This is a genomic window from Alcaligenes phenolicus, assembly GCF_032063905.1.
GTDB classification, from domain to species: Bacteria; Pseudomonadota; Gammaproteobacteria; order Burkholderiales; family Burkholderiaceae_B; genus Alcaligenes; species Alcaligenes phenolicus.
In genome coordinates this window covers 75,668-96,280 of record NZ_DAMBOE010000003.1, presented here as the reverse complement: position 1 = coordinate 96,280, position 20,613 = coordinate 75,668, and the positions used below count along the sequence as shown (strand labels likewise).

Below are 20,613 nucleotides of genomic sequence, written 5' to 3'. Positions count from 1 at the left end.
CAATTCTCCTTATAGCGTCAGCACTTTAACCCGTAACCTGCCTGGATGTCAGTGGCCGTCAGAGCTTGTTACGACGCTGAGCCGAAGCGGTAGCTGGACACGGTCAAGCCACCAAAGGCCTGGGTTTCGTGGTGGAAGCGATGCGCTGCGTCGCCACGCGCAGCACCAGCGGCCACCATGAGGGGAACCAGGTGATCTTCGCGGGGATGGGCAACACGTGCGGCCGGGGCCTGTTCCCAGTCCATCAAGGCCTGACGACGGGCGGCAGGGTCCTCCAGGCTCAGGCTTTGATGCAGCCAGGCATCAAACTGGGCAGAGGGCTGCACACCGCCAGGGCCCATATTGCGCAGGTTGTGATAGCTCAGACCGCTGCCAATAATCAGCACCTCTTCGTCTCGCAAAGGCGCAAGCGCCTCGCCCATGGCGTAGTGCAGGGCCGGGTCGTAGTTGGCGTGAATGGACAGTTGCACCATAGGCACTTTGGCTTGCGGATAGATCACATAAGCCGGTACGAATGCACCGTGGTCAAAGCCACGCTGCGAATCCAGATGAGTGGGCAGGCCAGCGCCTTCCAGCAAATTACAGACCTGTTGGGCCAGAGCAGGATCGCCTGGTGCAGGGTAGTGAATCTCGTACGTGTGGGGCGGAAAGCCGTAATAGTCGTACACCATGCTCGGTTGTGCTGCGGCGGCAACCAGCAGATTGGCTTGTTGAGCTTCCCAGTGGGCGGAGACCATCAAGATCGCTTTGGGTGTGCGGCCCAATTGGCGTGGAATATCCTGCAAGGCAGCACGTAGCGGCGCGTACATGGTTTGCGCTTCAGGCATCCAGGGCCAGGGTCCGCCACCATGCGAGATGAAGTAGGTGGGCATTGTCATGATGATCTCCTGCCCCTGCCCTGATAGGGGCAGGGGATAAGGGGTTGGTTAAGGCGTCAGGCTTTGCCGCGGCCTGCGTCAATACTCCATGGGCCTGGGCCGGCAAAGGCCAGGTACAGGAAGGCAAAGCAGAACAGAACTGCCGCCTCACCGCCATTGAGGATAGGTGTTGCGAAGGTACTGCCGCTGGCGTGGCCAATAAAGTAAGCGAAGGCGCACAGGCCCGAAGCAATAAAGGCCGCAAAACGAGAGAACAGACCAATCACCAGCAAGACACCCAGAACCAGTTCCAGAATGCCCGCAATGCCGTAAATGGAGCTGATTTGCAGGTTGGCAAACATGTCTACTTTGGGGAAACCCAGGATCTTGGCAGTACCGTGTGTCAGCAGGAGGTAGCCTGTAACGATGCGCAGCAGGCTAAGGATGCGAGGAGTCCAGCTAGAGGTAAGGGCGCTCATGTATGTTCCTTTGGAAAGTTGACAGTATCGGTAAACGAAGCACTGGCCCGGCGTAGTGACAAAAGCTCTGTGTCAGGCATGACGTGATGTCATCCTGGTGCTGGTCCCGCCCATTCAAGGCCCAGACAGGCACCGGGTTAGCGCTCGTTCAAGATTAATCAATTACTATCAGGAAATAAACAGGCCTATTTTCATTAGTTACTTTCTTATTAGGAAAGCATGGATACGATTCAGAGTTTGCGGGTGTTCCGGGAAATCGTCGCAGCGGGCAGCTTTGCAGCGGCGGCGCAACGCTTGGATATGTCTGCGCCCATGGTCAGCAAGCACTTGGCCAATCTGGAAAAACAGCTGGGCGCCCGCTTGCTTCATCGCAGCAGCCGTCGTTTGAGCCTGACAGAGTTGGGGCAAACCTACTTTGATTATTGCTTGCAGGCACTCGATACCCTGGAGCGCGGACAGCAGGCATTGTCGGGTTCTGAGCATCAGCCTCAGGGGGTATTGCGGGTGACCGCTCCCGTGTGGTTTGCAAACCGCAAAGTGGCACAGCTGTTGCAGGATTACCAAACGCGCTTTCCGGAAGTGACTCTGGATATGAGCCTGAGCAATCACAAAGTGGATTTGGTGGCGGAAGGTTTTGACCTGGCCTTGCGGGTGATGCGCGAGCCTGCGCCGCATCAGATTGCACGTCTTATTTGCCCCACGCCCTTTCATCTGGTGGCCAGCCCGGAGTTTGTGGCCCACCACGGCATGCCGCGTAACTGTGCGGAGGTGATGCGTCTGCCTGCTATCAGCCCCAGTTATTTGCAGCAGCCCAGTTTTGAATTTTTAGGGCCGGACGGGCCGGAGTCCTTGCGCCTGAATCCCTTTATGCGTTCGGATAACACCAATCTGACCTATTACAGTGCTTTGGGCGGAGCAGGGCTGGCCTATTTGCCCGAATGGCTGGTAATGGATGACCTGGACAGTGGTCGACTGGTTCGCCTGTTGCCCGATTACACTGAAGAGCTGCAACAACTGCATGCCGTCTATGCCAGCCGTCGCTATTTGACACCTAAAGTGCGCAGTTTTATCGACTTCTTGCTGGAAGAACTGGCCGAACCTGCCAAGTGATGGCTCACATCACGCTAAAATGCCTTTCGTCTCTATCTTTTTCATACTCTGTCATGTCGGCTAATAACGATAATCGTCGCAATTTTGTGCGCTTTTCCCTGGAACAGGGAGTGCTGCGCTTTGGGGAATTCAAGGTCAAGTCTGGCCGTTTGAGCCCTTACTTCTTCAATGCCGGCCTGTTCAATACGGGACGTAGTGTGGGTCAGCTGGCCCGTTTCTATGCCCAGGCTTTGCTGGATTCGGGCGTGTCTTTTGACATGCTGTTTGGTCCTGCCTACAAAGGGATTCCTTTGGCCGCCGCAACTTCGATTGCTCTGGCTGAACACCCGCAAATCGGTGATCGTGATGTGCCCTTTGCTTTCAACCGCAAAGAAGCCAAAGACCACGGCGAAGGCGGCACCCTGGTGGGCGCTCCCTTGCAAGGCAAGGTCGTGATTATTGATGACGTGATCACGGCGGGTACGTCCGTGCGCGAATCCATGCAGATCATCAAGGCCGCAGGTGCAGAACCAGCTGCGGTGCTGATTGCTCTGGACCGTATGGAGCGTGCCGGTAATGATCAGGAGCTGTCCGCGCATTCTGCAGTGCAGGAAGTGGAACAGACTTACGGTATTCCTGTGATCAGCATTGCCTCTTTGGCTGACATCATGGCGGTGCTGGCGGACGACACCACTTTGGCGGCTCACGCTCCCCAAGTGAAAGCCTACCGCGATCGCTACGGTGTCTGATTATCTGCGTTTGTTAAGCAGGGTTCAGCAGTAAAAAAAACACCAGGCCTTGGCCTGGTGTTTTTGTATCCGCCAAGCGCAGAGTCCGGACTTAGGCGTCCAGCTTTTGCTTGAGCATTTCGTTGATCTGCTGCGGATTGGCCTTGCCCTTGGCAACCTTCATCACCTGACCGACCAAGGCGTTGAAGGCCTTTGGCTTGCCGGCACGGTGCTGCTCGACGATGCTGGGGTTGGCGGCCAGTACTTCGTCCACCATGGCCTCAATGGCACCTACGTCATTGATCTGCTTCAGGCCACGGGCGTCGATGATGGCATCCACATCGCCATTGAGCTCGCCGTCCCACTGCGCCGCGAACACGTCACGGGCAATCTTGTTGGAGATGGTGCCGTCAGCAATACGGGCAATCAACTGAGCCAATTGCGCGGGGCTGACTTTGGACTGCTCAATGCTCAGCTCTTCACGGTTCAAGGCAGCCGAGAGCTCGCCCAGAATCCAGTTGGCGGCCAGTTTCGCGTTCGCCTTGGAGCCCGCTTGCAAGATGGCTTCGAAGAAGTCGGCCGTTGCACGATCTACCGTCAGTTGCGAGGCATCGTAACGGCTCAGTTCAAACTCTTGCTCGAAGCGAGCCAGTTTCTGGGCGGGCAGTTCAGGCATGTCCTGACGAACCTGCTCGATCCACTCTTCACTGATAAACAGAGGTGGCAGGTCAGGATCGGGGAAGTAGCGGTAATCGTGTGCATCTTCCTTGCTACGCATGCTGCGGGTCTCGTCACGGTCCGAGTCGTACAGGCGCGTTTCCTGGATGACTTTGCCACCGTCCTCGATCAGCTCGATCTGGCGGCGTGCTTCGTATTGAATGGCACGTTCCAGGAAGCGGAAGGAGTTGATGTTCTTCAGTTCGCAACGGGTGCCAAATTCTTTCTGGCCTTTGGGGCGTACCGATACGTTGGCATCCACGCGGAAAGAGCCTTCCTGCATATTGCCGTCGCAAATGCCCAGCCAGACTACCAGGCTGTGCAGCGCGCGTGCGTAGCCCACAGCTTCAGCCGCCGAGCGCATTTCAGGTTCGGACACGATTTCCAGCAGTGGAGTGCCTGCGCGGTTCAAGTCGATCCCGGTGCTGGACTCGCCGTAAGGACCACGGAAGTTTTCGTGCAGGGATTTACCGGCATCCTCTTCCAGGTGCGCGCGTGTCAGATTGATGGTCTTTTCTTCACCGTCCAGCATGAAGCTGACCGTACCGCCGCTGACGACGGGAATTTCCATCTGGCTGATCTGGTAGTTCTTGGGCAGATCAGGGTAGAAGTAGTTCTTGCGCTCGAACACGGAGCGCGGCGCAATGTGGCCGCCTACGGCCAAACCCAGGCGAATGGCCCGTTCGGCAGCGCCACGGTTAAAGACGGGCAGCGCGCCGGGCAAGGCCATATCGACTTCGTTGGCTTGCGTGTTGGGCAAGGCGCCAAAGCGGGTGCTGCTGCTGGAGAAGATTTTGGATTCGGTCGAGAGCTGGGTATGAGTTTCCAGCCCGATCACAATTTCCCATTCCATTATTGTTGTCCTGGTTGACGTTGATGCCAGTCGGTGACTTGCTGGAAGCGGTCGGCAAAGGCCAGCAACTGGCCTTCACGGAAGTAGTTGCCAATGATTTGCAGGCCGATGGGCAGGGGGCGCTCATCCTTGCTGAAGCCGCAAGGAATGGACATGGCGGGCAGGCCGGCAAGGCTGACGCCCAGTGTGTAGACGTCGCCCAGCCAATCGGTGGTGGGGTCCTCGATGGTGGCACCCAGCTTGCGGCCCAGAGCCGGTGTGACGGGGCCCAGGATCAGGTCGCACTGTTCAAAGACTTTCTGGAAGTCGTCCACAATCATGCGGCGCACGCGTTGGGCTTGCAGATAGTAGGCGTCGTAGTAGCCATGCGAGAGCACATAAGTGCCGACCAGGATGCGGCGCACCACTTCAGGGCCAAAGCCTTCCGAGCGCGAGCGCGAAATCATGCTGTTCAGATCGGTGTACTGGCTCGCGCGGTGGCCAAAGCGTACGCCGTCAAAGCGCGACAGGTTGGTGGAGGCCTCAGCGGGGCTGATGACGTAATAAGTAGGGACAGACAGCTCTGTCAGGGGCAGTTGCACGGTGACGCGCTCTGCACCCAGGCTTTCGTAGGTTTTCAGGGCGGCTTCAATGGCGTCGGCAACGACCGGGTCCAGGCCGGGGCCAAAGAACTGGGCGGGCACACCAATACGCAGGCCTTTCAGTGGCTGGCTGCCTTGGGCTTCTTGTTGAGCCTGTTGCTGTTCAAATTGCTGGCGAATGCGCGCACCGTTATTGGGCTGGTCGTCGCAAAATTCCAGGCTGGTGGCATCTTGCGGGTCGAAACCACACATGTTCTCCAGCAGATCCAGCAAGTCGCGTGCATTGCGGGCGATAGGGCCGGCCTGATCCAGGCTGGAGCCGTAGGCAATAATGCCGAAGCGGGAAATCGTGCCGTAGGTGGGCTTGATGCCGCTGACACCACACAGGGCGGCAGGCTGGCGAATCGAACCGCCGGTATCGGTTGCAGTCGCACCCGCTACCAGGCCAGCAGCGACAGCGGCGGCAGAACCGCCCGAGGAGCCACCGGGCACCATGGAGTGATCCCAAGGGTTGCGCACGGGGCCAAACACGGAGCTCTCGTTGCGCGAGCCCATGGCGAACTCGTCACAGTTCAGCTTGCCCAGCGAGACAGCACCGGCTGCCTGCAGCTTGGTCACGACCGTGGCGTCAAAGGGGCTGACGTAGCCTTCCAGCATTTTGCTGCAGGCGGTGGTCTGCCAATCCTTGGTGACAAACAAATCTTTGTGGGCGATAGGGATGCCGGTCAGTGGACCGGCCTTGCCTTGAGCAATCAGGGCGTCAGCGGCATCGGCCTGGGCCAGGGTCAGGGCAGCGTCCTGCTGCACGAAGGCATTAAGCTCTTTTTGACGGGCGCTGTTGTCCAGGGCTTGCTGGGCCAGCTCGCGGGCACTGACGGTTTTGTTTTGCAGAGCTAGTCGCAGCGCTGCAATAGTCGCGAATTCAGGGGTAAAAGACATGGTTTTGCTTTATTCGATGACCGTGGGCACCAGAAACAGGCCATCCTGCTCGGCGGGGGCGTTGCGCATCATGGCCTGGCGGCTTTCTACCGTTCCGGAAGGCAGGGCCTTGTCCTCGCGCAGACGCAGACTGATCTGCTGGCGGGCGGACAAAGGGTGGGCCATGGGCTCAACGCCTTGAGTATCAACGGTTTGCAAGGTCTGGATCAGGCCCAGGATGCGCGTCAAATCGTGCTCGACCTGGGAGGCTTGTTCAGCAGAAAGATCAAGGCGCGCCAGTTGCGCTATACGGGCAACATCCTGTTCAGTGATAGACATGTGGGTGGGTACTGGAAAATGAGTAATAAAAAAAAGCGGAAATCCGTCAGTTAGGGACAGTTTGGCACTTTTACAGCAAATGCGGGGGTTACAGAACTTAACTGACCATTAAAACAGTCCTAATGTAGAGCAATTATAAGTTATCATTGACCGTTTCCTTCCCAGGTATTTTTGAATTCGTTGCCTGGTTCTTGTGCCTGTCGTTTTACGCTTGAGTTCCGCGCCGAATTTACCTGCCTTTTCCCCCAAACACTTTACACTTTGCGCGCCCATGTTCGGATTCCTACGCAGTTACTTTTCCAGCGATATGGCAATCGACCTCGGTACGGCCAATACCCTTATCTATGTACGCGGCAAGGGTATCGTACTGGATGAACCGTCCGTTGTAGCCATCCGCCATGAAGGTGGACCTAATGGTAAAAAAATCATTCAGGCCGTTGGGCAGGAGGCCAAGCAAATGCTGGGTCGGGTGCCTGGCAATATTGAAGCCATCCGGCCCATGAAGGATGGTGTGATCGCGGACTTTACTGTTACGGAGCAAATGCTCAAGCAGTTCATTCGCATGGTTCACCCCCGCAGCATGTTTGCTCCCAGCCCTCGTATTATCGTGTGTGTGCCTTGTGGCTCCACTCAGGTAGAACGTCGGGCCATCAAAGAATCCGCATTGGGCGCTGGTGCCAGCAAGGTCTACCTGATTGAAGAGCCCATGGCAGCAGCAATCGGCGCCGGCCTGGCCGTGTCCGATGCCAGCGGTTCCATGGTGGTGGATATTGGTGGCGGCACTACTGAAGTGGCCGTGATCTCCTTGGGCGGTATGGTCTATAAAGGTTCGGTTCGTGTCGGTGGCGACAAGTTTGACGAAGCCATTATTAATTACATCCGCCGCAATTACGGAATGCTAATTGGTGAACCGACGGCTGAATTGATCAAAAAAGAAATCGGTTCCGCATTCCCTGGTACTGAAATTCGCGAGATTGAAGTCAAGGGTCGTAATTTGTCCGAAGGGGTGCCACGCAGTTTCACGGTGTCGTCCAACGAGATTCTGGAATCGCTGACCGATCCCTTGAATCAAATCGTTTCCGCGGTTAAAACCGCTCTGGAACAAACTCCTCCAGAACTGGGTGCGGACATCACTGACAAGGGCATCGTCCTGACAGGTGGTGGTGCTCTGGTTCATGACCTGGACCGTCTGCTGCAAGAAGAGACCGGCTTGCCCGTCGTGGTGGCTGAAGATCCTCTGACCTGCGTGGTACGGGGTTGCGGCGAGGCTCTGGAACATCTGGAGCGTCTGGAGTCCGTATTCATTTACGATTGATCTTTGCTTGGCCTTCACGGCAGTGTCTGCCTGTGGGGGCAAGCGATCGAGTGCTTGAGTAATGCGAGAACAAGGCTCCATCCGGCTATTTAGGCGCGGCTCATCAGCTGAGCTGCGTCTGGCCGCTCTTTTGGTGCTGGCTGTGGGCTTGTTGATTACTGACGCTCGTTATGCGGTGCTCGAACCCGTGCGTCAGGCCGTGGCCACTGTGCTGTATCCCTTTCAGCGTGTCATGCTGGCCCCTCGCGATCTGGTTACTTATTTCAGTAGCTGGACCGACGCTGCCTCCACCGCCCGTTCCGAAAAAGAAGCCTTGCAACGCCAGCGTATCGAGCTGGCTCAGTTGTCTACCCATGCCGCTCAGCTGTCTGCTGAGAACGAGCAGCTGCGCCGTTTGCTGCAAGTGGCCGATACGGTTACCCAACCGTCTGTCGCGGTAGAGGTTCTGTACGAGCCGCCTAATGGGTACGCCCGTCACCTGATCTTCAATAAAGGCTCGGCCAGCGGCATTCGACCTGGTATGCCGGTTATTGACGAAGGCGGCGTGGTTGGCCAGGTGGTGCGTGTCACGCGCTTTACCTCGGAAGCTGCGCTGATCACGGATGATAAAGTATCGGTGCCGGTCCAGGTGTTGCGCAATGGTCTGCGTTTGATTGCCTTCGGTGGTAACCCCGGTGGCAAAGTGGAAGTGCGTTTTCTGACGGCTGATGTTGATCTGGAGCCGAACGATACCCTGATTACCAGCGGTATCGGGGGCTTGTTCCCTGCTGGTCTGCCGGTGGGCATGGTCAGCAGCATCGAGCGCGATGATGCGTCCGGTTTTGCACTGGCCTTGGTGACACCTTTGTCGCACCCCGAGCGTTACCGCCATTTTCTGATTTTGCTGGTGCCCGAGAGCGAGCGCCCTCTTGAACAGGACGATGCCAATGATGCGACGCGCTGAGTCCTCGGATACCTCTGGCCGTAAAACCCGGTCCTCCTCCTTGAGTAGTTTGCAGCCTATTGATAGCAGCCCGTTTTCGCGCGCCTCCAGTCCCTGGTTGGTGTGGGGCTCGATTCTGCTGATGTGGCTGGCTTCCATGCTGCCCTGGCGCCTGCTGCCCTTTGCGCCCGATCTGTTGATGCTGGTGCTGGCCTTCTGGGCTGTACACGAGCCGCGCCGTGTTCCCATGTCCCTGGCGTTTATTGTGGGCATTCTGGTGGATGTGCACGATGGCAGTTTGCTGGGCGAACATGCCCTAGCCTATATTCTGGTCGTGTACGGCGCGTTGCTGCTACGCAAGCGCATCCTGAACTTTGGCATGTGGACTCACTTCTTGCACATGGCAGTTGTCATGCTGCTGGCCCAGTTGATTGTGCGGGTTCTGCACGCCTGGCTGGTAGGCGAGTGGTCTGGTTGGGAGTGGGCCGGAGGCGCCTTGTTGACCGCCGCCTTGTGGCCGCTGGCCGATAGTGTGCTGTTCTTGCCGCAGCGACGTCTGGACGAGTCCGACTCCGGTTCGTCCTGATTGGTAGGGCGGCCATGTTTGAATTCAAAAAAACTTCGCATCAGTTGCGCCAGCGCATTCTGTTTCGCGCCTTGGTAGCGGCCGTTCTGGCCTGCATACTGTTAGGGGTGTTGGGCGTGCGCTTGTGGTATTTGCAAGTGGTGCGCTACGAAGGCTTTGCCGCCCGAGCCGATCAAAACCGTATTGCTGTTATTCCGATTACCCCTCGTCGAGGCGAGATTCTGGACCGCAATGGCGAGGTACTGGCCCGTAATTACCGGGACTACACCTTGTCGGCCGTACCCGCCAGTTTGGGCGAGCCGGTAGACGATATGCTGGATCGTGTCGGCGAACTGGTGGAGCTAAGTCCACGTGATCGTCGTCGATTCAAGCAGAGCGTCGCGCAAAACAGTCGATATTCTGAAATTTTGTTGCGCAATAACCTGAGCGATGATGAAGCCGCCTGGTTTGCTGCCCATGCCTTCAAGTTCCCTGGTGTGACCTTGCAGGCTCGCTGGGTGCGCGAATATCCGCAAGGCGAGGCGGCAGCGCACGTGCTGGGTTATGTGGGCCGTATTTCCGAGGGCGATCAGCAGCGCCTGGAAGAAACCGGGCAAACCGGTAACTACCGTGGCACGCAGGTCATTGGCAAAAAAGGGATCGAGAAAACCTGGGAAAAGACCCTGCACGGTCGCACAGGGATAGAGGAAGTGGAAGTGGCCGCGTCGGGCCGTCCAGTACGTACCTTGAGCCGGGTCGACCCCGTACCGGGTGCCAGCTTGCGTTTGTCGCTGGACATTGGCCTGCAGAAAATGGCTGAAGCCCTGTTTGCAGGACGACGCGGTGCGCTGGTGGCCATCGAGCCCAGCACTGGCGAAGTGCTGGCTTTCGTGTCGGCCCCGTCTTTTGATCCGAACCTGTTTATTGACGGTATTGACGTAGAGAACTGGCGCAAGCTGAATGACTCGCCCGACCACCCGCTGATTAACCGCCCACTGTACGGCACCTATCCTATCGGCTCGACTTACAAGCCCTTTGTGGCCTTGGCGGCTTTGGAAACCGGCAAACGCAAGGCGACGGACCGTATTTCTGACCCTGGTTACTTTGAGTTTGGTGGTCAGCGTTTCCGTAACGCAGGTGGAGCCGTGTATGGCTCTACCGACATGCACCGCGCCTTGGTGGTGTCCTCCGATACCTATTTCTACTCATTGGGCCCGGAAATTGGCGTTGATAATCTGCACGACTTCATGAAGCAGTTTGGCTTTGGCCAGCAGACGGGTATTGACCTGGATGGCGAGCGCCAAGGCATTCTGCCTTCTACTGAATGGAAACGTCAGGCCTACAAAAAACCGGCCCAACAGCGCTGGTATGCCGGGGAAAGTATCTCGGTGGCCGTTGGCCAGGGCTATAACTCGTTTACTGTGCTGCAACTGGCCCATGCGACCGCCGTGCTGGCCAGCAATGGCATTGTGCGGCCTCCACATCTGGTCACCCAGACGCTCAGCCCCCATGATCCGGAAATTGAACAGCCCGTGCGTATTGATGCCAAGCTGATCCCCCTGAAGCAGGCCAATGTGGATGTGGTCAAACGTGCTCTGGTGGATGTGGTGCGTTTGGGCACCGCCCGCCGGGCTTTTGCGGGTGCGGCGTATCAGGCCGCTGGCAAAACGGGTACGGCACAGGTCTTTAGCTTGCGCGGTGCCAAGTACAACGCCAACGCCATTGATGAGCGCTTGCGCGACCATGCCTTGTTCATGTCCTACGCCCCGGCAGAGAACCCCAAAATTGCTGTCGCCCTGATTGTGGAAAACGCAGGTTGGGGTGGGTCGGTTGCAGCACCGATTGTGCGCAAGGTCTTTGATTACTGGTTGGTGGAACGAGGGCAGATGCAATGAAGCGACTTTTGCAACTGGGCCTGAGAGCCGTCACCGCCTTTGATTGGCCTTTGCTGCTTTTGCTTGTGCTGATGGCTGCGCTGGGCATGACCGTCATGCATTCCGCTGTGGGCGGTACAGACTGGCGCTTTGCCGATCAGGTTCGTAATTTCCTGCTGGCCTTTGGTGTGATGTGGGTGGCTGCCCTGATTCCGCCTACCTTGTGGATGAAGCTGGCTCCGGTGGTGTATTCGATCGGGGTCGTGTTGCTTTTAGGGGTGGAGTTCTTTGGCGAAACCAGCAAGGGCGCAACGCGCTGGCTGGACCTGGGGGTGGCGCGTATTCAGCCCTCGGAAATGCTCAAGATTTCCGTGCCCTTGATGCTGGCCTGGTATTTCCACCGTTATCAGCGGCCCAAGATGAGCCTGCTGGACTTCATGGTGGCAGGTATCTTGCTGATGATTCCGTTCCTGCTGATCGTGCGGCAGCCGGATTTGGGTACGGCCTTGCTGGTGTTTGCGGCCGGTTTCTGCGTGATTTACTTTGCAGGCCTGTCCTTCAAGCTGATCGTGCCCATTGTGGTGGTGCTGGTGCTGGGCATCAGTGCCTTGCTGTACTACGAAGACTATATCTGCGTACCTGACCTGGATTGGGTGGTGCTGCACGACTATCAAAAACACCGTGTCTGCACCTTGCTGAACCCCGGTAGTGACCGTCTGGGTAGAGGGTTCCATACTATCCAGTCCATGATTGCGATCGGTTCTGGTGGTGTGTACGGCAAGGGCTATATGATGGGCACCCAGTCCCATCTGGATTTCGTGCCCGAGCGTACAACCGACTTTATTTTTGCGGTGTTTGCCGAAGAGTTCGGTTTGTATGGCGGCATCATGCTGCTAGTGCTGTACGCCTTGCTGATCCTGCGCGGCTTGTCGATTGCTGCTGTGGCTCATACTCAATTCAGCCGTTTGCTGGCCGGTTCCATGTCCATGATGCTGTTTGTTTATGTGTTCGTGAACATAGGCATGGTGACGGGGATTTTGCCTGTGGTAGGCGTGCCTTTGCCGTTCCTGAGCTATGGCGGTACGGCCCTGATGACCTTGGGTGTCGCCTGCGGGATGCTGATGAGCATCAGCAACGATAAGCCAGCGCGGCCTGCATAGCGCCATTCCCCCGGATTACGCCGGGGATCTTGGCATTAGCTCAGAAGTAATTGTTCACTATCCTTGCTCTGGTACAAACCCAGCAGCAGCTTGCGTATGGGAGCAGGTAAAGCGGTCTGCTCCAGTGCTTCATGGTCCTGCCATTGCTGGCCTGCCACTGGCTCGGCCAGTACAGACTCATCTACTTGCAGTAACCAAGGGGTGATGTGCAGCTTGAAGTGAGAAAACACATGCTGGAAAGAGGCCAGCGCAATAGCCTCCTCGTTAGACCAATGCAGTGCCGCCGTTTGCAGGCTGATGGCATCGTCAAACTGGGGCAGGGTGAGCAGACCGCCCCAAATTCCCTTGTCAGGACGTTGTTCCAGCAAAACCTGGCCATTCAATTCCAGAATCAGCACATGCGCATAGCGTTCATCCTGACGAATGCGTTCTTTGGGGCTGGGCAGCTCGGATTGTGCCTGGTGCGTGTGGGCGTAGCAGTCGCTTTGCAGCGGACAGAGACTACAGGTGGGCTTGCTGCGGGTACAGCATTGCGAGCCCAGGTCCATCAGCCCTTGAGTGTAGGCCGCCATATCCAGGCTGGCGGGGGCAAGTTCCACGACCTCATCTGCCTTGACCCATAAGGCGTTTTCCACGGCCTTTTTCTGCGTGGGCCCGTAGATCCCGAAGTAGCGTGTGAACACGCGTTTCACGTTGCCGTCCATGATGGGGCTACGTTCGCCAAAACAGAAGGCGGCGATGGCACAGGCGGTAGAGCGGCCAATGCCGGGTAAGGTCGCCAGATCTGTGGCATTAGCCGGAAAACGGCCACCCCATGTCTCCATGACCTCGCGGGCACAGCGGTGCAGGTTGCGAGCGCGGGCGTAGTAGCCCAACCCGGCCCAATAAGGCATGACTTCGTCTTGCTCAGCCTCGGCCAAGTCCTTGACGGTGGGGAAGCGTTCCAGAAAACGCTCGTAATAACCCAGTACGGTAGCGACCTGGGTTTGCTGCAACATGATTTCGGACAGCCAGACGCGGTAAGGATCTTGCGTGTTCTGCCAGGGAAGGTGGTGGCGGCCGGAGGTTTTTTGCCAGGCCACCACTTTTTCGGCCAGATCTTGGGGACGGGGTTCAGGAAGTGACATCAATATTGGGTACTACGGGTAACAGACCAGCGTGCTGCCAGGGCGCCCAAAATGGCGACCAAAATAGCCGCTGTCAGCAACAGAGAAAATTCCGGCAGCCGGAGCGTCAACTGGACGCCATAGCTTTGGGCCAGACTGGATAACGCTTTGTTCAGCGGGGTCAGTGCCAGCAAGGCCAGACCGCATGCCAGAGCGCTGGCCGTCAGGCCAGTTAGCGCGCCCATATACAGGAAGGGGCGGCGTACAAAGGCTTCGGTGGCGCCGACCAGACGGGCCACGGCAATTTCTTCACGTTGGTTCAGGGCTTGCAGACGGACGGTATTGAACACAGTGGCAATCACGACTACGCCCACTCCCGCCATCAGAATCCATAAGCCAATACGGATGAAGCTCAGAATCGCAGCCAGACGCTGCACCCATTCGCTATCCAGCAGCACACTATCCACGCCTTCGCGGCCTTGCAAGGTTTTGGCCAGGGAGTCGGCACGCGTCACCAAATCCGGGGTTTCATGCAGAGTCAGCACAATGGCGTGTGGCAAGGGGTTGCTGGGCAAAGCGCCCAAGGCGTCTGTCCAACTGGGGTTGCTTTGCAGTTGTTTGAGCGCCTGCTCCTTGCTGACCAGCCTGATCTGGGCCAGTTCAGTTTGAAACTCTTTGCCCACGGCCTGACTGAAGGCTTGCGCCTGTTCCAGCGTGCTGTTCTGCTTCATGAACACGGTCATTTCGGGCGAGGTCGGAATCTCGCGCACGACAGGTTGAGCGGCCAGCAAGATACTGGCTCCCAGAACGGGCACAGCCAGGGTCAAGGCAATGACCAGCAGGTTGGACAGGGAGGAGAAGGGTTGCACTTTCAGGCGGCGCAGGGCCACCAGAAAGGCGTATTGATGATGACGCAGCCAGGTTCTCATGCCAGCACTCCTGGGTGATCGGAAAAACGGCCGTCCTGAATCAGCAGGGTTCGACGTGCATAGCGTGCCATCAAATTCAGATCGTGCGAAGCAATCAAGGTGGTGACACCCACCCGGTTAAAGTCCATCAATACATCCATGATGCGTTTGGCGTTATCAGCGTCCAAATTGGCAGTGGGTTCGTCGGCAATCAAAATAGCCGGGCGATTCACAATAGCGCGGGCAATAGCCAGGCGTTGCTGTTCACCACCCGACATTTCCACCGGCTTCAAATCTTCTTTGCCACGCAGACCCACTTTTTCCATGGCGGCGCGGGCACGTGCCTGTGCCGTGCTGGGTTCCAGACCCATGACCGCCAGGGGCAGGAGCACATTGGCCAGGGCGCTGCGGTCTTGCAGCAAGTGCGTATCTTGTAAAACCACGCCTACCGCGCGTCGCAGATAGGGGCGGGCGCGGGCCGGCAGCTTGTCCAGCCTGTGCCCGTTGACCTGAACCGAGCCACGGCTAGGCAGCTCCAGGCCTCCGATCAGACGCAATAAAGTGGATTTACCTGCTCCAGAGGGGCCGGACACAAAAATGAATTCGCCGTCATCAATGCGAAAATTAATGTCGGCTAGAATATTTTTACTGCGGCCATACGATTTAAAAACGTGTTGGAACTCGATCATCGCGACGCACAATTAAAGAGGAATCTGCTTGGAAAGCCCCTGGGGAATGACCGCCGGGGCTCGCATGAAAATGTCGGCGTAGGTAAAAGTATTAGTCAGATTGTTAGAGGGAAACCCCCGATTTGTGTTTGGACAGTCTGGCTCTACGATTGGACACCACAGCTTAGCTGCAATTGTAATCTGCATCCATTTACCAAAAGTAAACAGGAGGTGATATTCCATGACCTTAGTGAAAACCATTGCATGTAGTGTTGCGTTGATGGCCCTGGCCGCTAATGCACAGGCAGGTGAAACCCTGGACTCGGTGAAGAAGAAAGGCTTTGTTCAGTGCGGTGTCTCAACCGGTATTGCAGGATTCTCGCTGGCAGACAGTAAGGGTGTCTGGTCCGGCATTGACGTGGACATGTGCAGTGCGATCGCCGCTGCTGTTTTTGGGGATGCCAAAAAATACAAGGTTACGCCCTTGACCACTCAGCAGCGCTTTACCGCCCTGCAATCGGGTGAAGTCGATGTGCTGACCCGTAATACCACCGCGACGATCTCTCGCGATACGACCTTGGGTTTGGTCAGCACTGGCATTAACTACTATGACAGCCAGGGCGTGATGGTGAAAAAATCCCTGGGCGTGAAAAGCGCTAAAGAGCTGGATGGGGCCGCTGTGTGCGTACAGCCCGGCACCACGACCGAGCTGAACCTGGCGGACTGGTTCCGTGGTCAGGGTATCAAGTTCAACCCTGTGGTGATCAACAACCCTGAAGAAGCCATGCGCTCCTTTACCTCCGGTCGTTGCGACGGCTTTACCAGCGATAAATCCCAGCTGGCAGCCATGCGTGCCGCCCAGGCTACGCCGGATGAGTTCGACATCCTGCCCGAGGATTTCTCCAAAGAGCCGCTGGGCCCATTCGTGCGTCAGGGCGACGAGGACTGGTTCACCCTGGTGCGCTGGACTCTGAACGCCATGCTGGAGGCCGAAGAATATGGCATTACCAGCGCGAACGTGGATGAAAAGACCAAGAGCGATAACCCCAACGTCCAGCGTATTCTGGGCGTATCCGGTGAGCTGGGCAAAGGTCTGAAGCTGGATAACAAGTGGGCCTACAACATAATTAAACAGGTCGGCAACTACGGCGAAAGCTTCGAGCGCAATCTGGGTAAATCGACCGCCTTGAAGCTGGAGCGCGGTTTGAATGCGCAATGGCGTGACGGTGGCGTGATGTACGGCTGGCCAGTGCGTTAAGATTTCGGTCTTCGCTGTTTGTTCTTGCGTCTGGCTTCGGCCAGACGCGCGCCACCTCGCAGGGCTACGCGTAGTGCTGCATCCACGGGTTTTACGCTATGGCACAAAATACACCTGCCGCGCCAGCCCCCCCTAAACGGCGCCTGTCCTGGAATGATCCGTTCACACGCGGCATTATTTACCAGGTGCTGATTTTGGGTGTGCTTGGCTTTTGTGTGTGGTATCTGGTCTCCAATACCTTGCACAACCTGGCTGTTCGCAATATTTCTACAGGCTTTGATTTCCTGAATCGAGAGGCTGGCTTTGCCATTGGCGAGTCGGCGCTGGCTTATAAGCCCTCGGATACTTATGGGCGGGCCATTCTGGTCGGTCTGGTCAATACGCTGAAAGTAGCGGTGATCGGCATTATTGCCGCCACCGTATTTGGCACCTTGCTGGGCATTGCACGTTTGTCCAAGAACTGGCTGGTTTCCCGGCTGGCGGGCTTGTACGTGGAAGTGATGCGTAACGTGCCACTGCTGCTGCAACTGTTTTTCTGGTATGCCCTGATTACCGAAACCTTGCCCGGACCTCGGCAGGCTTTGAACCCCTTGGGTGGCGTATTTTTATCGAATCGAGGTTTGAAGCTGCCCACCTTGCAGGGTGATGGCATGGACTGGATCTTCATGGGTCTGGGCCTGGCCGTGGTGCTGTGGGTCTTGATGGCGCACTGGGCGCGTCGTCGTCTGGAAAAAACCGGCCGACCTTTCCCCACCATTCGTTTTGGGATTTTGCTGCTTGTTCTGATGCCGGCTTTGGCCTTGCTGATCAGCCCCGAACCTTTGGCGCTGGATATACCTCGTCTGCAAGGATTCAACTTTGTCGGGGGCGTGACCTTATCGCCTGAATTTGCCGCCTTGCTGGCCGGTCTGATTACCTATACCTCGGCTTTCGTGGCGGAAGTGGTGCGTTCCGGCATTCAGGCTGTGGGCAAAGGGCAATGGGAAGCGGCGCAGGCACTGGGTCTGTCCCGTGGTCGCATGATGCGTCTGGTGGTTCTGCCTCAGGCACTGCGCGTGATTGTGCCTCCCATGACCAGCCAGTATTTGAACCTGACTAAAAACAGTTCCCTGGCGGTGGCTATTGGCTATCCCGATATTGTGTCTGTGGTGAACACCACCTTGAACCAGACTGGGCAGGCGATTGAAGGCATCTTGATCATCATGGCGGCTTATTTGACGGTCAGCCTGTCGATTTCGGTCTTCATGAACTGGTACAACAATCGCATTGCTTTGGTGGAGCGCTAAATGAGTCATACGCCTACATCCACCGTAAGCGGGCCACCGCCATTGCAGCGGGGCCCCCTGGGCTGGCTGCGCCAGAACCTGTTTTCTTCTCCCTTGAACGCCATTTTGACGGTGTTGTCGGCTTGGCTGCTTTTGATGACTGTGCCAGCCATGATCGATTGGCTGTTCGTCAAGGCCAATTTCGATGCGCAAACCGCGCAGGATTGTCGGGCCAGTGCGGGTGCTTGCTGGGCTTTCATTCGTGAAAAGCACCGTTTGATCCTGTTTGGCATCTATCCCTATGACGAGCAATGGCGACCCTTGTTGGCCTCCATTCTGCTGACCTTGCTGATCGTGTGCAGTTGCGTGCGCTGGTTCTGGAAGCCCTGGCTGCCCGTGATGTGGCTGGTCGGCCTGATTGTCGTGGGTATTTTGATGTGGGGCGGTGTGCTGGGCCTGAGCTATGTGGAAAACAGCCTGTGGGGCGGTTTGCCGCTGACCTTGATTCTGGCTACATTCGGCATCGCGTTCGCCTTTCCTTTGGGCTTGTTGCTGGCCTTGGGACGTACCTCGCGCTTGCCGGCCGTCAAGGCAGTGTGCGTGGTTTACATCGAACTGATTCGTGGCGTGCCGCTGATCAGCTTGCTGTTCATGTCCTCGGTAATGCTGCCTTTGTTCATGCCCGAGGGCTTTAACATCGACAAGCTGCTGCGTGCTCAGATCGCCATCATTTTGTTTGCGGCGGCGTACATCGCGGAAACCGTGCGAGGTGGCTTGCAAGCCATTCCCAAGGGACAGTATGAAGGCGCGGCTTCGCTGGGCTTGAGCTACTGGCGCACCATGCGTCAGATCATCTTGCCGCAGGCACTCAAGATCGTGATCCCGCCACTGGTAGGTATTTTCATTTCCCTGTTCAAGGACACCTCCCTGGTCGTCATTATCGGTATTTTCGACTTGACTCAGGCGGCCAAAGTGGCCCTGGCCGATGCGGCCTGGCGCGGCTTTAGCCGGGAAGCCTATCTGTTCATCGCACTGATTTATTTTGTGTTCTGCTACTCCATCTCTCGCTACAGTCGTTCGCTGGAGCGACGTTTGCAAACGGGTTATGAACGCTGACACAGGTAGCAAAGCCTTGGGTAAGACCCATTGCTTTGCTGGCCAGACAAGGAGTTTTGCATGGCAGACGCCATTATTCAGCTAAAGAACGTCAATAAATGGTACGGGCAGTTCCATGTGCTGCGCGATATCAATCTGGATGTGGCCCCCGGCGAGCGCATCGTTATTTGTGGGCCTTCGGGTTCGGGCAAGTCCACCTTGATCCGCTGCATCAACCGCCTGGAAGAGCATCAGAAAGGGCAGATTATTGTGGCTGGTGAGGAGCTCACCAACGATGTGCGCCAGGTCGAGGCCATTCGGCGTGACGTGGGCATGGTGTTTCAGCACTTCAATCTGTTTCCTCACCTGACCGTGATGGAAAACCTGACTTTGGGGCCAATGTGGGTTCGTCGCAAGACCAAGGCCCAGGCCCAGGAGCTGGCCATGAAGTATCTGGAGCGTGTACGTATTCCAGAGCAGGCCAACAAGTATCCTGGGCAGCTTTCTGGTGGACAGCAACAGCGCGTGGCTATTGCCCGTTCCTTGTGCATGGAGCCTAAAATCATGCTGTTCGACGAGCCGACCTCGGCGCTGGACCCGGAAATGGTCAAGGAAGTGCTGGAAGTGATGGTCGAGCTGGCCCATACCGGCATGACGATGTTGTGCGTGACCCACGAGATGGGTTTTGCGCGTAAAGTGGCTGATCGGGTCATTTTTATGGATCAGGGCGAAATCATCGAGCAAAATACGCCTGATGAGTTCTTTGACTCGCCACGCAGTGAAAGAACGCGTGAGTTCTTAAGCCAGATCATTCATTAAGGATCAGTGGCTGCTCTGTATGGGCTGCCTTGTGCAGCCCATATGCATTTTTATTTCAAGGAAAAAAAGTGATGTTTCGAGTCTGTAAGTGGCTGCTGGCTGTCTCTGGTGTTGCGGCTGTCATGGCTGCCCCGGCTGTAATGGCAGAGGATGCTTATCCTTCCAAACCTATCCAGTTCGTGGTGCCTTATCCACCGGGTGGTCCTTTGGACAGCATGGCTCGCTTGCTGGCTGAACGCGTCAAAGGCGACTTGGGTACGGTTGTGGTGGAGAACAAGTCGGGTGCGGGTGGCAATATCGGTGCCAGCATTGTGGCCAAGGCTGCTCCGGACGGCTATACCCTGATGATGGGGGCTGTGGCGATCAACTCCATCAACCCCTGGCTGTACAAGACGGTGCCTTTTGACCCGGTCGAGAGTTTTGCGCCTATCGCCCTGGTTGCCTCGGTGCCTAACATCCTGATCGTGAACAAAGAATTTGCCGAACAAAACAAGATTGCTTCGGTGCAGGATCTGATCAGCTACGCCAAGGAGCATCCCGGTCAAATGAACTTTGCTTCGGGCGGTAATGGCAGTGCGGGTCATCTGGCCGGTGAAGTCCTGAACACCCGTGCCGAGATCAATTCCGTGCATGTGCCTTACGCCGGTGCCAACCCCGCCAAGACGGCCTTGCTGGCAGGCCAAGTGCATTTCATGTTCGACAACCTGGCTTCTGCAGCGCCGCTGATCAAGGCAGATACCGTCAAGGCCCTGGCTGTGACGACTCTGGAGCGTTCCAGCTTCCTGCCTGACGTTCCCACCATGGAGCAGGCTGGTGTGAAACCGTTTGATCTGGGCACCTGGTTCGGTGTGTTTGCTACTGGCGGTACACCACAGCCTGTGCTGGACAAGCTGCATGCCGCTTATTCCAAGGCTTTGATGGACCCGGCCGTGCGTGAAGCACTGGCTACCATGGGCTCGGATGTGCAGCCTGGTACCATGGCTGAGTTCAGCGAGCTTGTCAGCAATGATCTGAAGAAGTACAAAGAAGTCGTTGCCGATTCGGGTGCCGAGTTGTTCTAAGCTTTCAAGTACTTAGCCCCCAGGCAATCAGTGACT

Annotated in this window: 20 protein-coding genes; 12 read left to right on the top strand and 8 right to left on the bottom strand. The window is 56.8% G+C overall.

Annotation, left to right across the window (positions count from 1 at the left end):
* Positions 1-68 precede the first annotated feature (68 nt).
* Both U2949_RS07020 and U2949_RS07015 read right to left on the bottom strand, forming a co-directional pair.
* Positions 69-878 (bottom strand): DODA-type extradiol aromatic ring-opening family dioxygenase, encoded by an 810-nt coding sequence (locus U2949_RS07020; RefSeq protein ID WP_026484437.1) that lies wholly within the window; start codon positions 876-878, stop codon positions 69-71.
* 56 nt (positions 879-934) lie between these two features.
* Complete coding sequence (locus U2949_RS07015) at positions 935-1,336, bottom strand: DoxX family protein (protein ID WP_026484436.1); 402 nt, start codon at positions 1,334-1,336, stop codon at positions 935-937.
* A gap of 219 nt (positions 1,337-1,555) precedes the next feature.
* On the opposite strand from U2949_RS07015, the gene U2949_RS07010 reads away from it, so the two are divergent.
* Positions 1,556-2,446: a LysR family transcriptional regulator gene (locus U2949_RS07010; RefSeq protein WP_321286881.1), complete on the top strand. Its 891-nt coding sequence runs from the start codon at positions 1,556-1,558 to the stop codon at positions 2,444-2,446.
* Between the two features lie 53 nt (positions 2,447-2,499).
* Positions 2,500-3,174: an orotate phosphoribosyltransferase gene (gene pyrE / locus U2949_RS07005; RefSeq protein ID WP_026484434.1), complete on the top strand. Its 675-nt coding sequence runs from the start codon at positions 2,500-2,502 to the stop codon at positions 3,172-3,174.
* 91 nt (positions 3,175-3,265) lie between these two features.
* Here the strand turns inward: pyrE and gatB are convergent, their stop codons facing one another.
* From gatB to gatC, 3 genes are read right to left on the bottom strand one after another with little or no spacing between them, the layout of a single operon-like run.
* Complete coding sequence (gene gatB / locus U2949_RS07000; protein WP_022983608.1) at positions 3,266-4,723, bottom strand: Asp-tRNA(Asn)/Glu-tRNA(Gln) amidotransferase subunit GatB; 1,458 nt, start codon at positions 4,721-4,723, stop codon at positions 3,266-3,268.
* On the bottom strand, positions 4,723-6,243 hold the full coding sequence (gene gatA / locus U2949_RS06995; RefSeq protein WP_026484433.1) for an Asp-tRNA(Asn)/Glu-tRNA(Gln) amidotransferase subunit GatA: 1,521 nt from the start codon (positions 6,241-6,243) through the stop codon (positions 4,723-4,725). Before gatA ends, gatB begins: the two co-directional genes overlap by 1 nt.
* A gap of 9 nt (positions 6,244-6,252) precedes the next feature.
* The gene (gene gatC, locus U2949_RS06990) at positions 6,253-6,561 is read right to left on the bottom strand and encodes an Asp-tRNA(Asn)/Glu-tRNA(Gln) amidotransferase subunit GatC (RefSeq protein WP_003801948.1); all 309 of its coding nucleotides are present in this window, start codon (positions 6,559-6,561) and stop codon (positions 6,253-6,255) included.
* A 271-nt stretch (positions 6,562-6,832) separates the two neighbouring features.
* Here gatC and U2949_RS06985 point away from each other — a divergent pair, with 271 nt between their 5' ends.
* The 5 genes from U2949_RS06985 to rodA all read left to right on the top strand — a co-directional run bounded on the left by U2949_RS06985 (position 6,833) and on the right by rodA (position 12,397).
* On the top strand, positions 6,833-7,876 hold the full coding sequence (locus tag U2949_RS06985) for a rod shape-determining protein (protein ID WP_003801946.1): 1,044 nt from the start codon (positions 6,833-6,835) through the stop codon (positions 7,874-7,876).
* Between the two features lie 61 nt (positions 7,877-7,937).
* Positions 7,938-8,819 (top strand): rod shape-determining protein MreC, encoded by an 882-nt coding sequence (mreC, locus tag U2949_RS06980; protein WP_009460381.1) that lies wholly within the window; start codon positions 7,938-7,940, stop codon positions 8,817-8,819.
* Positions 8,803-9,384 carry a rod shape-determining protein MreD gene (mreD, locus tag U2949_RS06975; protein ID WP_026484432.1) on the top strand — a complete coding sequence of 194 codons (582 nt, stop codon included), beginning with the start codon at positions 8,803-8,805 and terminating at the stop codon, positions 9,382-9,384. Before mreC ends, mreD begins: the two co-directional genes overlap by 17 nt.
* A gap of 14 nt (positions 9,385-9,398) precedes the next feature.
* Positions 9,399-11,258 (top strand): penicillin-binding protein 2, encoded by a 1,860-nt coding sequence (mrdA, locus tag U2949_RS06970; protein ID WP_026484431.1) that lies wholly within the window; start codon positions 9,399-9,401, stop codon positions 11,256-11,258.
* Positions 11,255-12,397, top strand: a complete 1,143-nt coding sequence (gene rodA, locus U2949_RS06965; RefSeq protein ID WP_026484430.1) for a rod shape-determining protein RodA — start codon at positions 11,255-11,257, stop codon at positions 12,395-12,397. Before mrdA ends, rodA begins: the two co-directional genes overlap by 4 nt.
* 35 nt (positions 12,398-12,432) lie before the next feature.
* Here the strand turns inward: rodA and mutY are convergent, their stop codons facing one another.
* From mutY to U2949_RS06950, 3 genes are read right to left on the bottom strand one after another with little or no spacing between them, the layout of a single operon-like run.
* Positions 12,433-13,524: an A/G-specific adenine glycosylase gene (gene mutY, locus U2949_RS06960; protein WP_026484429.1), complete on the bottom strand. Its 1,092-nt coding sequence runs from the start codon at positions 13,522-13,524 to the stop codon at positions 12,433-12,435.
* A complete protein-coding gene (locus tag U2949_RS06955) occupies positions 13,524-14,432 on the bottom strand; it encodes a cell division protein FtsX (RefSeq protein WP_009460542.1) in 909 nt (302 codons plus the stop codon). Before U2949_RS06955 ends, mutY begins: the two co-directional genes overlap by 1 nt.
* Positions 14,429-15,100, bottom strand: coding sequence for a cell division ATP-binding protein FtsE (locus tag U2949_RS06950; RefSeq protein ID WP_009460544.1), 672 nt, complete (start codon positions 15,098-15,100; stop codon positions 14,429-14,431). The genes U2949_RS06955 and U2949_RS06950 overlap by 4 nt, the downstream gene beginning before the upstream one ends.
* A gap of 220 nt (positions 15,101-15,320) precedes the next feature.
* Here U2949_RS06950 and U2949_RS06945 point away from each other — a divergent pair, with 220 nt between their 5' ends.
* The 5 genes from U2949_RS06945 to U2949_RS06925 all read left to right on the top strand — a co-directional run bounded on the left by U2949_RS06945 (position 15,321) and on the right by U2949_RS06925 (position 20,577).
* The gene (locus U2949_RS06945) at positions 15,321-16,337 is read left to right on the top strand and encodes an amino acid ABC transporter substrate-binding protein (protein WP_026484427.1); all 1,017 of its coding nucleotides are present in this window, start codon (positions 15,321-15,323) and stop codon (positions 16,335-16,337) included.
* 98 nt (positions 16,338-16,435) lie between these two features.
* Positions 16,436-17,623, top strand: a complete 1,188-nt coding sequence (locus U2949_RS06940) for an amino acid ABC transporter permease (RefSeq protein WP_045929631.1) — start codon at positions 16,436-16,438, stop codon at positions 17,621-17,623.
* Positions 17,624-18,718, top strand: coding sequence for an amino acid ABC transporter permease (locus tag U2949_RS06935; protein ID WP_321286876.1), 1,095 nt, complete (start codon positions 17,624-17,626; stop codon positions 18,716-18,718).
* A gap of 60 nt (positions 18,719-18,778) precedes the next feature.
* Entirely contained in the window at positions 18,779-19,516 is a 738-nt protein-coding gene (locus U2949_RS06930; RefSeq protein WP_009460548.1) for an amino acid ABC transporter ATP-binding protein, read from the top strand.
* A gap of 71 nt (positions 19,517-19,587) precedes the next feature.
* Positions 19,588-20,577: a Bug family tripartite tricarboxylate transporter substrate binding protein gene (locus tag U2949_RS06925; RefSeq protein ID WP_026484425.1), complete on the top strand. Its 990-nt coding sequence runs from the start codon at positions 19,588-19,590 to the stop codon at positions 20,575-20,577.
* Positions 20,578-20,613: the final 36 nt, after the last annotated feature.